Annotated in this window: 12 protein-coding genes; all 12 read right to left on the bottom strand. The window is 40.1% G+C overall.

Annotated elements, in window-relative coordinates:
* Positions 1 to 118 precede the first annotated feature (118 nt).
* Positions 119 to 439, bottom strand: a complete 321-nt coding sequence (locus CXF74_RS16435) for a hypothetical protein (RefSeq protein ID WP_101083619.1) — start codon at positions 437 to 439, stop codon at positions 119 to 121.
* A 136-nt stretch (positions 440 to 575) separates the two neighbouring features.
* The gene (locus CXF74_RS16430) at positions 576 to 1,646 is read right to left on the bottom strand and encodes a hypothetical protein (protein ID WP_101083618.1); all 1,071 of its coding nucleotides are present in this window, start codon (positions 1,644 to 1,646) and stop codon (positions 576 to 578) included.
* Between the two features lie 641 nt (positions 1,647 to 2,287).
* A complete protein-coding gene (gene glmS / locus CXF74_RS16425; RefSeq protein WP_101083617.1) occupies positions 2,288 to 4,120 on the bottom strand; it encodes a glutamine--fructose-6-phosphate transaminase (isomerizing) in 1,833 nt (610 codons plus the stop codon).
* Positions 4,121 to 4,235: 115 nt separating this feature from the next.
* A complete protein-coding gene (locus CXF74_RS16420) occupies positions 4,236 to 7,277 on the bottom strand; it encodes a PAS domain-containing hybrid sensor histidine kinase/response regulator (RefSeq protein WP_101083616.1) in 3,042 nt (1,013 codons plus the stop codon).
* Between the two features lies 1 nt (position 7,278).
* Positions 7,279 to 8,133 (bottom strand): phosphate/phosphite/phosphonate ABC transporter substrate-binding protein, encoded by an 855-nt coding sequence (locus tag CXF74_RS16415; protein WP_101083615.1) that lies wholly within the window; start codon positions 8,131 to 8,133, stop codon positions 7,279 to 7,281.
* Positions 8,134 to 8,183: 50 nt separating this feature from the next.
* A complete protein-coding gene (locus tag CXF74_RS16410) occupies positions 8,184 to 9,767 on the bottom strand; it encodes a SpoIIE family protein phosphatase (RefSeq protein WP_101083614.1) in 1,584 nt (527 codons plus the stop codon).
* Between the two features lie 4 nt (positions 9,768 to 9,771).
* Positions 9,772 to 10,524 carry an AAA family ATPase gene (locus CXF74_RS16405; RefSeq protein WP_101083613.1) on the bottom strand — a complete coding sequence of 251 codons (753 nt, stop codon included), beginning with the start codon at positions 10,522 to 10,524 and terminating at the stop codon, positions 9,772 to 9,774.
* Positions 10,525 to 10,546: 22 nt separating this feature from the next.
* On the bottom strand, positions 10,547 to 12,682 hold the full coding sequence (locus CXF74_RS16400) for an SLBB domain-containing protein (protein WP_101083612.1): 2,136 nt from the start codon (positions 12,680 to 12,682) through the stop codon (positions 10,547 to 10,549).
* Positions 12,679 to 13,515: an OmpA family protein gene (locus CXF74_RS16395; protein WP_101083611.1), complete on the bottom strand. Its 837-nt coding sequence runs from the start codon at positions 13,513 to 13,515 to the stop codon at positions 12,679 to 12,681. The genes CXF74_RS16400 and CXF74_RS16395 overlap by 4 nt, the downstream gene beginning before the upstream one ends.
* Positions 13,506 to 13,844 (bottom strand): STAS domain-containing protein, encoded by a 339-nt coding sequence (locus tag CXF74_RS16390; RefSeq protein ID WP_101083610.1) that lies wholly within the window; start codon positions 13,842 to 13,844, stop codon positions 13,506 to 13,508. Before CXF74_RS16390 ends, CXF74_RS16395 begins: the two co-directional genes overlap by 10 nt.
* Before the next feature lie 260 nt (positions 13,845 to 14,104).
* Complete coding sequence (locus CXF74_RS16385) at positions 14,105 to 15,088, bottom strand: endonuclease/exonuclease/phosphatase family protein (RefSeq protein ID WP_101083609.1); 984 nt, start codon at positions 15,086 to 15,088, stop codon at positions 14,105 to 14,107.
* Positions 15,081 to 15,767, bottom strand: a complete 687-nt coding sequence (locus CXF74_RS16380) for a sugar transferase (protein WP_101083608.1) — start codon at positions 15,765 to 15,767, stop codon at positions 15,081 to 15,083. The genes CXF74_RS16385 and CXF74_RS16380 overlap by 8 nt, the downstream gene beginning before the upstream one ends.
* Between the last annotated feature and the right edge of the window lie 10 nt (positions 15,768 to 15,777).

Below are 15,777 nucleotides of genomic sequence, written 5' to 3'. Positions count from 1 at the left end.
CTCCTGAAATGAATCAGAATTAAGAATTGACACCATAGTCACTTGCTAAGCGGAAAATAATAGTTGGCTATAATCGCGGAGCGATGGCCAACTGTTATTTTTCCGTTTAAGCAACTTGTTATAAATCGTCTTCGAATTTTTCTCTAAGCTCTTGCGCTATAGCTTTTACCTGAGCGTGTTTTCCACTGGGGATGCTAGTTCCCTCTAGCGACGAGTCAAAGAAAGACATTGTGTTCGAGTCCTCATCTTCTGAATATTCGCCTTTTGCGATAGCCTCTTGTTGCGCCAGACTAAGATCCTTTGCCGCTTGATATGCAGATTCTCTTGAATGATCACTTGTAGCTACTAAAACAGCCGCTTCATTAATCACTTCTTCGAATAAAGCCTCGCGATGTTCTTGCTCAGCTATTTCCACACCTAAATTTGAACCAATTCCCATAATACATCTCCATTGTTGATAGTTAACACATAAGATTTATAACGCCGCGTTAAGCGGACAAAAGTAGTGGGTTAAAATGTGTAGCGAAGCGAAACGTAACCCACTGTTTTTGTTCCGTTTAAACGCCTTGTTAGTTTTAGTCTACCGACATAATTGCAACGGATAACACTGGCATTGCATTTACATTGAGTAGACTTTCTATATCAACATCTGGATTGTTTACTCCTAATATATCACCCAGAATAGTTTTTGAACTCTGTTGTTCTTCACGATCAAATCCATTTAACTTGATCTTACCTTTTAATAACAACTCATCTAGCAGTTCGAAATATTCGTCAACGCTTCTAACTCTTTGCCCAGCATTATGTCCAAATAAGTGTTTCGGTAAAGATGATTCTTTACATTGCACTAATATTTCATTATTTAAAGTATCCCATGCACTTATTCCTGAGGAGTCCTGACCGTGTTTCCACGTTCTAATATAATTAAAACGTTTACCAATAGCAGAGCTATACCCTTTAATTTTTTTCCTTTGATATAGAGATTCAAAAATTTGACCTAAAGTCACATCAAAAATTGAATCTCGTAATGGAGGAGCGCACATCCATCTTGTATCCCATTGGCATAACTTCCTCGGAGGGCAAACCATATACCAAGCATACTTTGAGTCGTTATCTTCTAGTTCTGTTAGTTTCAGTTTCGTTTGACAAGACTTTTTATTCGCAGACGTTTTGTATAGATCAAAAGTTGGCCATTTGCTTAATAATGTAAATTCTTTTTCTGAACTATTATTTTTAGTTTTAGACGGTGTGACGGGGACTTTTTGCTCTTTGTTAGAGTTTGAACGTTTAGCTTGCATTAAAATTGAATACGACTCTTCCTGTACAATAGTCCCCGATGCTTCTAGCTGATGGTGAAACATAAATGCAACGTCACCGACTTCCACCTTCTGCGTAATCTTATTCCCATTATAGTCAAAAGTATCATCACAAAATGACGCCAGTGGCCGTTTATCAATCCAACTTAAAGATAGCTCTATCGCTTTTTTTTTATAATGACCAGTAAATTCATCTGAAAGTAAATTGTATAATTTGTTTAAAAACTCAAATTCAAACAATTGTGCAAGTTGAGCTAACTCTCCAAACTTTTTTTGTGTTTTATATTGATCTTCAATTAACTTATCAATCTTTTGATGTAACTCATCCATTGTAATTATTCGACCTCTATACTCGATGTAAAACTAACAGCTTTATATACAACACAGTGACGTAAAAAGCTCTTTCTAGCGCCACAATAGCCATGTTGTATATATTAATTATTTAAAAAAACAGAATAATCAACAAAACAAAAAAAATCAATAAATTATGAGTTAAATTTCTAAAATAGTGAACAGGAAAACACGTCACCCTGTTGTCTATACTCATCTTCGAAATACCCCCAACACTTTGTTTTCTCTAGAAAAGTAAATGAGTGTCATTAATAACCTTCACAGTGCCGGTTTTTACAGTTCCGACAAAAGCAATACGATGTCGTAATAACTCGATTTATTGAGATAAAGCGTCACAATTACTGGGTATAAACATAGCAATGTTAAAATTACCAATGGGGCCGCGTCTTGCCTTTTCAAGTTAAAATTCATTTCTAACTCGCAATGGGCCGTTAGCGCCCTAGCTTTTCAACCAGCAAAAGGGATAAAAAATGTATTGAACTGATCAGCAAACATGCTCAAAAGAGACAAACTTCATTGTAAATGATCAAGCTTTATTCTCTTCTGAAATATTTATCTTCATACATATTTCTCTTCTGGCCTATTTATCTTCCGACAGCAATACAGACATAACGCTGAACCTACTCCACAGTGACCGCTTTGGCTAAATTACGTGGTTGGTCGACATCCGTGCCTTTAATTAAAGCCACATGATATGCAAGTAACTGCATGGGAATGGTGTAATAGATTGGTGCGGTAATATCACTCACATGAGGCAAGGTAATTATCTTCATGCTTTGGTCTGATTCAAAACCCGCCTTAGGCGCACAAAACACATACAGTAAACCGCCGCGTGCACGTACCTCTTCAATATTCGACTTTAATTTTTCAAGTAAATCATTGGTTGGCGCGACCACAACAACAGGCATATCAGCATCCACCAAGGCTAACGGGCCATGTTTTAATTCACCAGCGGCATAGGCTTCAGCATGTATATAGGAAATCTCTTTCAGTTTTAAAGAGGCTTCCACTGCAATGGGATAAAACTCACCACGGCCTAAAAACAAGGTATGCTCTTTATCTGCAAAATCAGGTGCGAGTGCGGCGATTTGTTTATCAAATGACAACGCTTTTTCAATTTGAGTCGGTAACGCATAAAGCGCATCAACAATCTCTTTTTCTTTCTCTTGTGTAATACGTTTCTGCTCTTTACCTAATGCAGTCACTAGCATTAACAAGGCGGTTAATTGAGTGGTAAATGCTTTGGTTGATGCCACGCCAATTTCTGTTCCCGCACGTGTCATAAAAGCAAAATCAGACTCACGTACCATTGAAGAACCGGCAACATTACACACTGTCATCACGCCCATATAACCACGCTCTTTGGCTAAACGTAGGGCGGCTAAAGTATCCGCTGTTTCGCCGGACTGTGAAATAGTAATCAACAGACTATTTGGTCGAGTTACAAATTGGCGATAACGAAATTCAGAGGCTATTTCCACATCACAACTTACACCCGCTAATGATTCAAACCAATACCTTGCGGTCATGCCAGCATTATACGAAGTACCACAGGCAATAATCTGCACGTGCTCAACCTTCTTCAAAATTTCAACGGCGTGCACACCAATACTTTCAGTGATCACTTCACCCGGTCTAATTCTGCCTTCCATGGTATTGATAATGGCAGTGGGTTGTTCGTAGACCTCTTTTTGCATAAAGTGGCGAAACTTACCTTTGTCGCCGGCATCTTGTTCAACATTCGATTCCGTTATTTCACGTTCAACTTGCTCTCCACTGGCATCATAAATATTAATCTCATGACGGGTGATTTCAGCAATGTCCCCCTCTTCAAGAAACATAAAACGGCGGGTTACATTTAAAAGCGCCAATTGGTCCGAAGCTAAGAAGTTTTCACCCACACCACAACCAATCACAATTGGGCTTCCAGAGCGCGCAACCACTAAACGTTTGGGATCAAGTCGATTCATTACTACAGCGCCATAAGCACCTTCAAGTTGTGCGGCTGTTTTTTGTACGGCTTCAATTAATGTTGTAGCGCTTTTTAATTCCCATTCAACCAAATGCGCAATAACTTCAGAATCTGTTTGTGATAAAAACTGATAACCACGGCTTTCTAATAATGTACGTAATGGCACATGATTTTCAATAATACCGTTATGAACAATAGTAATATCGCCCGAGACATGTGGATGAGAGTTAGCTTCAGAGGGTTCGCCATGTGTTGCCCAGCGTGTATGTGCGATACCCGTGCCACCAATCACAGAGGTATTTTTGGTTACCTGTGCTAATTCATTCACTTTGCCTAAGCGACGTAAACGTTGGTAGTTACTTTGTCCGTCAACCACCGCAATACCCGCAGAATCATAACCGCGATACTCTAAACGGCGTAAACCTTCAACTAGTATTTCAGCGATGTCTCTTTGTGCTACTGCACCTACGATTCCACACATGGCGATACTCCTCATTGTATTTATTACTTAAATTTAGGGTAACAATCACGCTTTATAACGCGTTTAAATAACGTATTCTGAAACTGTTCTGATATCAATTTCTGTTGTTTAGCGATTAAAAACCTTGTTGTGCACGTTGCTGTAACTTACTGAAAGAGGCGACCGCCGTGATGACAAATTCATTGGTACTATTGATCGCCTGTTGCGCTTTATCAGTACGGCAAAGCTGTTCAATATAACGCCCCTGTTCTCCGAGTCTGCTATTACCATGGGCCAAGGCGCTGCTACTAATACTGTGAACTTCAAAAGCGAGGCTAGTCATATCTTGCTCTTCAAGCGCCTTTTTAATGACCTCTAGGCATTGTTTACTTTCTACAATATAAAGCGCGATCAATTCGCTAACCGTACTGGCACTGGTATCAATAACCAGTTGCTTCAATACCGATTCATCAACTAAGGCATAGTCTGAAAAGCTTTTAGAGAGGACTTTAACCTCACTATTTAATGTCGATAAACCTTTTTCAGGCGAACTGTCTTTAGTCCAAAAAGCGATGCAATTAAGCGTGGCAATACGATCAATCGGTTTACTTAAATAATCATTCATTCCGGCGGCCACAAAACGTTCTTTGTCGCCATTTAATGAGTGGGCAGTTAGCGCAACAATCGGGATATTGGCAACCTCGGTTGATAAAGCACGAATCGCTTGGGTGGCAAGCATGCCATCCATACCGGGCATGGAAATATCCATTAATACGATGTCATAAGGGATTTGCTGCACGGCCTCAATGGCTTCATAACCATTAGAAACAACATCGACACTCAGTTGCGCAAATTCAAGAATGCTTTTAATCACCATTTGGTTAGCGGGATTATCCTCTGCTAATAAAATACGTGTATTAGGCGTTGGCATCTGTAAGGTGTTTTCTGCTCGTAACACACTGTTAATCTCGTCTTTCTCGCTGGCATTAACATCAATGAAGAATTCAAATGTGCTGCCTTTATCAAACTCGCTGGTCACGCTAATTTCGCCATTCATGAGTGTCACTAAGCGCTTGCAAATAGCGAGCCCTAACCCAGCACCTTCGTATAAACGTGAATGAGTTTGATCAACCATAGTAAATTCTTCAAATAAAAGATGCTGATTTTCTTGGCGAATGCCAATGCCCGTATCACGTACTTGGCACACTAAAGTGAAGCCTTGCAAGGACGTACTTTTGAGGTCAACCAATACATCAATGCGCCCTTGATCGGTAAATTTAATAGCATTGTTGATCAGGTTAATCAGTATTTGACGGATTCTATCGGGGTCACCTTTAACGTATTGCGGTAAATCAGGGGCTAATAATAAGGATAATTGCAGGGACTTTTTCTGCGCAAGGTGTTGCAATAATTGTATGCAGTTTTCTAATAACAGGTGTAAATCAAAGTGACTATTTTCTAATTGTAATTTACCGACATCCATTTTTGTAAAATCAAGAATATCATTAATAATGGTTAACAATAATTCGCCAGAGTCACGGGCAGTACTGACAAAGGAGTGCTGTTTTTCATTGAGAGGAGAGTCTTTTAATAAACCTAAAATACCTAACACGGCATTCATTGGCGTACGTATTTCATGACTCATCGACGCTAAGAAACGGCTTTTTGACTCATTACTCGCATCCGCTTCAATGCGTGCTTTACGCAGGTTTTCCTCATTTTGTTTTTGCTCACTGATATCCATTGAATGGGCGATATAATGCGTAATTTCTCCCTTTGCATCTTTAATCGATGAAATATTCAAATACTCCGGATAGATTTCACCGTCTTTGCGTTTATTGTTAATTTCACCGCTCCACTGCCCCTCTTTTGCCAAGCTATCCCACATATTTTCATAAAATTGATTAGGGTATTGCCCGGAAGATAAAACACTTGGATTTTTACCTAATACATCTTCATTTGTATAACCGGTAATCGCGGTAAACGCGTGATTTGTACGAATAATATTGGCCTGTGCATTACAAATAAAGATCGCTTCGCTCGACTCAAACGTACTGGCCGCTAAACGTAATTCAGTTTCCGCCTGCAAACGTGTAGTAATATCGCGAATAAAAGCAGTAAACATAATGCCGCCATCAAACTCAATCGGAGAAATATTAATTTCAATGGGGAAGTGGTGACCATCTTTGTGCTGCGCGGTCAGTTCTAAACGTTGGTTAATGACCGCCGATTTTTTAGTTAATAAATATGCTTCGATACCATGATGATGTGCATGGCGTTTATGCTTAGGAATAATAAAGTCAGAAAGGCAATTTCCAAAAATCTCATCATAAGCCCAACCAAATATTTTCTCGGCCACACTATTATAATCAACCACCATACCCGCTTGATCAATGGTGATGATGGCATCTAAAGACGCGGTTAAAATAGCGTGATTTTTAGCTTGATTACTGTGTGCCAGTGATGCCATTTTTCTTTCTGATTCAATACTCTGAGATAATTTTTTATAACTAACCGCTAAGGTAGATGACATGTGATTTAAGGCATGCCCTACTTCTGAAATTTCGTCATTACCTTGAATCTCAATTTGATGACCAGGCCCAGCACTGGCGATGGTTTCTGATGCGTTTTTTAAGCGCTGTAAGCTCTGTGTTAAATAAGTGCCTAAGACATATGAAAAGATAGCCACTAATACAACCACTAAGAATGCCAGTGCAATTGCCCATCGTTGTGCTTCAACTAATGTACGTTCGATATGTTGTGTAGATAAACCGATCTCAATCTGAGCATAAGTTTGCACGCCATTATTTATTTTAATTTCAAGATCAAAAACACCATCGTTAACATCAGCCAGACTGAAATCATGATTTTTGAGTGCAGACAATAATGTCAGGTCACCGCCTTCAGAAAATACATGATCGTTATTACTAATGCGGACATAAACAATATCGGGGATATTTAAGGAGTCTTCAACAAAACTTTCAATGGTCGCTAAATCAGTACTTAACACGGCATCTTTAAGCGCATGGCTATAGAGAATAGAAGTACTTTCTATGCGTTGCTGTAAGTGTAATTCATGAGTACGTTTTAAATAACTCATGCCACTGACAATCAAACCTATTAACAAAACGGTTTGAATTAATGCAATACCAATGATTGTTTTTAATCGAAAACTCATATTATTTATCTAATTGTTTAAGTTGTAGCTGGCGAATATCATTCCATTGACTGTCTACTGCAGCTTCAAAGCCATGGATACTAATTTTCTTTAATAACTGTTTTCCCTCGGGACTCTGTTCGACCAATACTAACGCTTGTTGAATTTTTTCTACCTCAAGCTTATCAACACGTGGATGCACCGCTATCGCATGGGGGGTGTAACCTTCTGTTGTCCAAAGAATGCGTAGCTGTGCACGCACTTCTGGTGCGACACTCTTAAAGGTACGCATCACACCACCACCCGCAGGATAAATACCTTTGGCAACGGTCCGATAAACAGAATCATGTGATGAAACGTATTTAGGTGAATAATTTATGCCCTGATTAGCTAAATCTGATTGTGGGATAATTGTAGCTGCAAATGCAGCGGGAGCAGGGAAAGCTAACGTACTGTTTTGTAAATCTTGTAGCTCGGTCACTTTACTGTTTTTAGGCACAACAATAATGCCTTTGATTTTTTTGTCGCGGGCCTTGGCAATCGCTTGATAACCCACCGTTTGGTTAAAGACAACATAATGATAAGGATTCATGTAAGCAATATCGTATTCCCCCTTGGCTAAACGCTGTTCAAAAATAGGGATGGTTGGCGCTGTTGCAAAATGTATTGTAAGACCGGTTTGTTGCTCAACACTATTTACAATCGGTTGCCATAAGGCCACTAATTTACTCGCTGATTGCTGGGGCACAAAGCCAAAAACGAGCACCTTTTGTTGCGCATATGCGCTGCTTTGCAGTAATAAAAAACTGCCCAAAAGCATAAACAAAACAGTAAAAAAAGACGCTGACTTAGAAGCAAAAGTAGATATTGAATTCATTAGATTATCCTTAAATACGTGTTAGTTATTAGCTTACGATTAAGTGTTTTCTACTCGTTAGCACTTGGTTCCATTAACAGTAATAATGCATCATCATTCGGTTTTGATTCGGTCAGTTGGTCAAAGACCGCCATCACTTGTTGTAATGCCTGTTTAATAGGTAACGCTAAAGTAGCCAGTAATGTGGCGGTGATTTTTTCTCTTAAATCATCGCGACCGATATTATCTTTTGCGGACTCAAATAACCCATCGGTGAACAGTGCAATACGTTGCCCACGCTGCACAACAAACTCGTTACTATCATATTGCGCGTGGTCGATTAAACCGGGTAACGCACCGCCACTGGTCAACGCTTCCACCTTCTCATCGGAAATTAATAACGGCGCCGGGTGCCCAGCACTGGCTAGACTAATATGGCCATTTTCAGCAAGTTGCACTGCACAACAAGTTAAGGTGATTTGCGATAATAATTGGTCCTTCATCGCGCAATCAGATAATTGCGCTAGTAAATCCCCCGGTTCAATCGTACTTGGCATCGCTAACATCAAACCATGTAAATACCCCGCGTAGGCATGAGAAAAGAACTTCGCGCTATCGTTATGCCCCATGATATCGGTGACTAACAAATGAGTACTGTTGGTGTGGCTTTTATGCAGTAATAAATCACCTCCACCAGCGCCTGTATTACGGCTTGCAACTTGTAAACGCCAGCCTTTAATCGCTTCTGGCAATGTAGGTGTTAATGATGAGGTGATTTGTTTATCGATACGATTAGTCAGCTGTTGATAGACCTGTGCACTTCGCCCAAAAACACGTTTAACGGCGGTTAACAAATCGGTTTTATTAATGGGTTTAAATAAATAATCATCGATGCCTAATTCAGCCGCTTGTGATTGCATCATCTGATTACTTTCACCGGTTAAAAAAATAAAAGGAATGAGTTCACAACCGGGTTGCTGATTAATTTTTTTGCGCAGCGATAAACCATTCATTTGCGGCATTTTAATATCTGACAACACGAGATGAATGGGTTGTTGCTGCAGAATTTGTATCGCTTGATAACCGCTATTAGCGATGACCACAGTATAATATTGAGAGAGATATGCTTGGTATAATCGACATAATGAAAGGTTATCTTCCACTAATAAGATGATGCGCTGACTTTGCAAAATCGGACATAACCAGTGCAAACTCAGATGATTTAAGGGTTTGGTATTGCCTGGCACATTATAAAACGGCTCTCTCGCCATATTATTTACAAGATTAGCCGGCACATAATCAATGGCATCACTTTGCGCGTGCATTAACGCCACCCCACGGCCACCTTCACAATCACTAAATTCGGTTAATGGTGCATCTTGTAAATGGCAAGTGGGATCCCAGGGTAAGCTATCATCACTTAAAATCAGCGCCCAGCCCTCTGCATTTTTTTGAAAGGTTAAATGCACAAAAATAGGGGTCGGTTTGGCGTGATCCAAAAGGTTGGTTAACGCTTCAGATAAACACAATAACATTTTGTATTGAAGCTCTTTTTTTGCAACTTGCAATTCAATCACGCCCTGTAAAGCATGACGCATTTGACGCGGTGTTTGTGGCGTTAATTGAGCTTGTAACGTGAGCAGCGCATTAGTCATAATATTATATTTCCAAAGTTAACAAGCGGCTTTTATTCAATAAACGGAAGAAGTATTGCTGAAGTTTAGTACTCCGAGCAAAAAAACGATCCGTCTCGCGTAACAATTCATCTTTTAAACTGGGGTTGTCGCGGTCATTAATCACACTACCAATTAAATGTGCTTGGGCATTGTTCAGCTTACTCAGTGCATTACTGATTGAAGCCATCGGTGTTTTTCCCGCTAACACCACTAAAATAGCAGCATCACAAGCAGCCGCAATACGTTCAGGGGGAATATTATGTGCATTCATTCTGTTTAATGGAGAGGTATCAATAATCACTGAGTCATACTGTTTTAACCATTGCTCAATAAACATTTCCAGCACCCCTGCTTTGCGCAATTTCATCACACTTTCACGTGTGTTGGGCGCGGTAATTCCGGTTAATACCACTGAATTTTGTTCATTAACAGTGAGTGTAGGGGCGCTTAATAAATCACTATATTTGGCTTCAACAGCCACCACTTGCTTGCAGTTACTTGCGGGGGTCATACTATGAATGTCTAATATTGAAGTTAATGTCGGACGATATAAATTAAGGTCAACTAGCAATACCGAATTACCCGCGAGCAATTGACGCTGCGCGAGTGCTAAGGCCAAACTTGTTACGCCCTCTCCAGACTCTGCAGCACAAATCGCAATTGAACGCTGTCCGGTGGTAAACGCTTGTGCGAATATCTGTTCAATTTCGATGTTTTCATAGGGTATATTTGACATGATGCTCTCCTTATTTAAACGCTTAAAGCAACCCAATTAATGCACCTAGCGCGACAATTTGCACCACATCGGTTAACCCTTTACGAAATTTCTCATAGGCGCTGGCACTGCGGTAAGGAATATAAATCGTGTCACCTGCACGTAATACCGGTAACTCAGCAAAAGCAGCGGTTTCGGTGAATTGCGTTAAATCAAAACTACGTGCTTGGTCTTTACAACATGACATATTCACGACGGTAATATTAGTAATATGCGCGTCTTCTTTGGTGCCACCCGACTCGGCTAATAAGTCTAATACCGTCATAGTGTCATCAAAGCGGTAACGACCTGGTTTGTTGACTGCGCCTAATACACGTACCGTGCTTTCTTTTGATTGGTCTAACCATAAACGGTCTTTCTCAGGAATATAAATCGTATCGCCAGTACGTACGATAGGTAATAAATCGTCATCGCCGGTTTCAAAATACAACGCTAAATCCACTTTACTCACGCCTTTTTGTTTACTGTCGCGATGATTAATACGCACGTTACGTAGGTCGGCTTTATCCGTTGGACCATCGGCTGCCGATAAAATATCTAAGAAATTCATTTCATCGGCAAACATGTAACGCCCAGGCGCGCCAACTTGGCCAAAGATATAAATCGATTTATCCGATGATTGGCGTATCCATTGTGCTTTATTGTCTTTTGGGTCAATCGGTAACTCATGCACCATAATGGTACTGCCCGCTTTAATAACAGGGAGCGAACTATCACTTTGCCCTTCTTTTAAAAATGCATTTAAATCAAAATTATAAGCTTCTGAACGACCATTATTAAGCGGGATAACAATCTCGATAGTATTAGTATCCGCTTTTGAGGTTGGTCCACCCACATGGGCTAATAAATCTAATAACGACATCTCATCTGACCATTCAATTCGCCCAGGGTGCTCTACAGCACCCAGTACTCTTACAGCGCGGTTAGGGGTTATTTTTAACCACGACTTTTCATTCATATCGGTTTTTTCGGGAACAAAAATCGCATCTCCCGCGCTAATTTTAGGTGGTTGTTCTTTGGTTAATCCTTCCGTATAAGCACTTAAATCAAAAGCAACAATGCTACCGTTGGCTTTAATTACCCTAATTTGGCGAGATTCAGCAAACCGTGTAGGGCCACCCGCATTAGCTAAAATATCCATAAAGGTCGCGCCATTTTTACTTTCAAAAGCGCCGGGTTTAGCCACTTCCCCCATGATATAAACCATTTGCGCGCCAGACTTAATCTCTTCTTCCTGTTTAGGCACAAAAATGGTCGCACCTTTCTTAATTTCAGGCAGGTAACTGGCATCACCACTGTCGAGATATTTTTTAAGATTAAACAGTGTCGGTCTGCCATCGGTAATCACGCGGATTTTTTCAACACCCGCATAACGTGTTACGCCGCCCGAGCCCATTAACAAATCCACAATGTCCATTTCATCACGAAAGGTAAAATTACCCGGGCTGTTCACTTCACCAAAGACTTTAATCGCATCACGTGTATTCGCAGCGTCACCGGCATTCACTAATTCCGATGGATTAAACTCAACTTCCACATTACCTGTCATTGGTGAAGCGGGAATAAATAACGCATCCATTGATTTCAGCGTGGGTAATAAACTTCTATCACCACTATCGAGGTATTTTTTGTAATTAAAAAGCGTGGTTTTTTTATCACGAATAAGTTGCATACGATCTAACTGAGCACCAGAGCGAAGCCCACCAGCAGCGTGTATGGCAAGCTGAATAGAGGCATCCGATTGCAAAGTAAACTCCCCCGGTTGGGTCACATAACCGCGTACGCTGATAATCAATTGTTGTTTTAATAAATACACATTAAGGTTTTCTAAATCGATAAACACTTTACTCAGTTTTTCTTCTACTAAGGCATCAATCGCTTTTAAAGTTAAACCACTCACTTTTATTTGCCCTACTTCAGGTAATAGGATCATGCCTTGTCTATTTACTTTCAAGGCTTCTTGTAAGCTTTCCTCACCCGGCAGTGCGATTTGCAACAGGTCGCCATTTTGAACAATATAGTCCGTCGCTTGTGCCTGGCTAACTGACACGTTAAGTAGGCCAATATTGAGCACTAACATGAACAACATTATGATTCGCTTGAACGCTAAGTTTTTCATTGTGTCATTACTCCTGAAGCCGGATTAACAGTAATTAATTCAATGCTCACGCGGCGATTCACTAATCTTGTTTGTGCTTCATTACCAACAAACAATGGCGCTAGCGACCCACTGCCATCTATCTCAATATTGTTTGGATCTAAACCAAAGATTTGTAAGTAACGTTCCACTTGTGCTGCGCGTTGCATTGAAAGTTTTAAGTTATAACTGTCCGTGCCTTTGGTATCAGTGTGACCGGTAAGTTTGAGGTGATATTGCGTATAAGGGCGCAGTAAAATGCACACTTCAGCTAGTTGGCCGATATAACGAGGATTGAGTTCTGCAGAGTCCGTGACAAACTGATTGTTATTGTTTAATAACAACATGATTTCTTTAATCTTATTGGCGCTTAATGCTTGCTCTGTATTTTCCGCTTTGTCTTCAAGGGGTTTTGCTCTGTGGGGTAAACAACTTTCTTGTTGCTGTATATAGTTAAGGCGGCGCTGTAGACGTTCTAACTGGTCACGCTGAATAATAAGGTCATTAGCGGCATCACCGTCTAATCCACCTTGTAACTCACGAGCAATGCGCGCTTCTCTAATTTGGCTGAGGCGAACAGAAGCAGGAAAACAAATCTTAGCCCCCGAAAGAATCAATGACTCTAAATGGCGACGTGTCATTTGTAATTCGAAATACAAAGCATTTTCTAAACCAACAGGATGATCAGGCATTTCGCTGTATTGATGTTCAGCAACACCGCCATAACCTTTGGGCGCGCTATTTGTACAACCCGCTAAAAACAATAAGCTAGTAGATAATATCAGCGCTGTGATGGGAGCCGTTATTAGACGCATGATGCTAACTCCTGATCATGGCCACTATTCAGTGGAATCGCGGAATCAATACGTAATAACGTCATTAACTCTTTTGGCTGTCCTTGCACGCCAATAATGCCCATCGTGCGTTGCTGCTCTTTCAAGCGTTTAAACAAAAACACAATCGCACCAATGCCCGATGAATCAATGAAACTAATGCCACTGATATCAAGCACAATATGTATTTGTGTTTGTTGAGTTACAGCTTCTAAATCAGGGCGGATTTTACTACAACCGTCAGCATCCATTTCGCCGGTTAATATAATAACTAAGTGCTCGTTACTGCTATTAACTTGTTTAATATTCATAATATCCATCCCATATTGTTGAAGACAGATATTATATTGCAGAGTTCGAGCCAACTTTTAATTCGCAATAAAATCAAAAGGTTAATGTTTTTCGTTGCATTTTGCATGAAGCTTTATTTTCTGGATTTGCAAATTGCAAATTGATTTGCAACGACAAATTCGCTTTATCATTATGCGATCAGTACTCACTGCCCAGTAATGAAAAATGACAGATGACAGATGACAGATGAATTGACGCAAACACTCTTTGATATAAATAGCTAAGGAATCGCTAACAAGGTCTTTATTAAACGATGATCTGAACCGGGCATGATTTGTTGGTATTTATTGAGCACCGCCATTTGTGGACTAATCAGGCAATGATCAACATAAGCACTGAGCATTGGCCACCAACCATGTAAACCACCGTGAGACCAACTTGGGATATAACCAAAACCAGCAGCACTGTTTTTAAGGGCTGTATTACGTTGTAATTTTTTAAAAGCGCTACTCCAATGACTGCTATTAAAATCACCAATAATAATTTTATTATCTAATAGAGACTCAGACACCAGTTCGCTAAGGTAAACAAAGGTTTTATTACGCTGTAACCATAACTGCTCATTACGTGGGGAAACGGGGTGAATCGCGTATATTTGTACCGGTGTTTGTGATTTAGGACTCTGTATCACCACCTCTAAAATATGTGTTTTTTCTGCATTCAATTGATGGCTTTTACTTTCAATAATCGGCCAACGCGAAAATAATGCTAAACCAGAAGGCGTGCCATTTAATGATTCAAGGCCTAGTGAATAGGGATAATATTGCAATAAGAGGCTTAGATTAAGACCCTGTTTATCAGATGCCTCTTGGAGCACAATCACATCTAAATCTGATTCGCCTAATTGTGGTAATAACTCATTAAAATAGGGATTGGTGTAACTAATATTAAACTGGCCAATATTTAAGGTTTGCGCTTCCTCTAAGCTTGTTTGCTGAGGTTGATATAAAAACCACTGTTGGTTAATAATAAGCATCACTAACAAGCCACTCAACAAAGTATAAAAACGTAATCGGTAGATGATGTTAATCACAATCAGTAACCCTGCACACAAAGACCACTGCCATTGCAAATTACTCAAGTTATCAAGCCACCACTGCTGCGCGCTAAAAAAAGGTAATGATAATAAAACTAATATCAGTGCATTGCCCCCCCAGATAAAACCACTGCGTAATGCAATAACATTGACATTGAGTTTATCCATTACACTTAACCACAGTGATCACTGTTTGCACTAAAATCGCAATATCGGTTTTTAACCAACTAACAGGGCTAGAAATAGCTAACGAATACGCGTGGTCAAAGGCCAGTTTCTGGTCGATATCATTAACACTATCAAGGTAACTTTGATTGGTTTGCGCTAACCCCGTGATACCGGGTAAAACTTGGTAAGTACGCTCTGTAAAAAAGGGCATTTTCTTTTCAATTTCAGTGGTTAACTCAGGGCGTTCTGGACGCGGCCCAATTAACGACATTTCACCGCGAATAATATTAAAAAATTGTGGCACTTCATCTAAACGAGTTTTACGTAAAAAACGACCCACTCGGGTTATTCTTGGATCGCCTTTAGAAGCTAAGAGCGCTTTACCCGCGATTTCTGCATCGGTGCCCATGCTTCTAAATTTAATAATTTCAAAGAATTTGTTCTGCCCTTTGGGCGACTTTCCAAGACGTATTTGTTTATAAAATACCGGCCCTTGGCTATCTAACTTAATCGCAATGGCAAGTAATACAAATACCGGCGCTAATACGAATAAAGCACACACAGAAAAGACTAAATCAAAGCCGCGTTTCCCGTATCTAACCCCTGGGTGAATATAACTATCCTGGCTAGCGGTTAATCGGCTAGTGAACTTAATGGATTGTGAAATAGGTGAATTCATAATAATGCCC

The sequence above is a fragment of the Psychromonas sp. Urea-02u-13 genome (assembly GCF_002835995.1).
In the GTDB taxonomy this organism is placed as follows: Bacteria; Pseudomonadota; Gammaproteobacteria; order Enterobacterales; family Psychromonadaceae; genus Psychromonas.
This window is presented reverse-complemented; position numbering and strand designations above follow the sequence as displayed.

What these genes read in the sequence shown, in the direction of transcription:
- CXF74_RS16405 (WP_101083613.1), bottom strand. Translation starts at nt 10,524, where the DNA reads ATGTCAAATATACCCTATGAAAACATCGAAATTGAACAGATATTCGCA.
- CXF74_RS16420 (WP_101083616.1), bottom strand. Translation starts at nt 7,277, where the DNA reads ATGAGTTTTCGATTAAAAACAATCATTGGTATTGCATTAATTCAAACC.
- CXF74_RS16380 (WP_101083608.1), bottom strand. Translation starts at nt 15,767, where the DNA reads ATGAATTCACCTATTTCACAATCCATTAAGTTCACTAGCCGATTAACC.
- CXF74_RS16435 (WP_101083619.1), bottom strand. Translation starts at nt 439, where the DNA reads ATGGGAATTGGTTCAAATTTAGGTGTGGAAATAGCTGAGCAAGAACAT.
- glmS (WP_101083617.1), bottom strand. Translation starts at nt 4,120, where the DNA reads ATGTGTGGAATCGTAGGTGCAGTAGCACAAAGAGACATCGCTGAAATA.
- CXF74_RS16395 (WP_101083611.1), bottom strand. Translation starts at nt 13,515, where the DNA reads ATGCGTCTAATAACGGCTCCCATCACAGCGCTGATATTATCTACTAGC.
- CXF74_RS16400 (WP_101083612.1), bottom strand. Translation starts at nt 12,682, where the DNA reads ATGAAAAACTTAGCGTTCAAGCGAATCATAATGTTGTTCATGTTAGTG.
- CXF74_RS16410 (WP_101083614.1), bottom strand. Translation starts at nt 9,767, where the DNA reads ATGACTAATGCGCTGCTCACGTTACAAGCTCAATTAACGCCACAAACA.
- CXF74_RS16415 (WP_101083615.1), bottom strand. Translation starts at nt 8,133, where the DNA reads ATGAATTCAATATCTACTTTTGCTTCTAAGTCAGCGTCTTTTTTTACT.
- CXF74_RS16390 (WP_101083610.1), bottom strand. Translation starts at nt 13,844, where the DNA reads ATGAATATTAAACAAGTTAATAGCAGTAACGAGCACTTAGTTATTATA.
- CXF74_RS16430 (WP_101083618.1), bottom strand. Translation starts at nt 1,646, where the DNA reads ATGGATGAGTTACATCAAAAGATTGATAAGTTAATTGAAGATCAATAT.
- CXF74_RS16385 (WP_101083609.1), bottom strand. Translation starts at nt 15,088, where the DNA reads ATGGATAAACTCAATGTCAATGTTATTGCATTACGCAGTGGTTTTATC.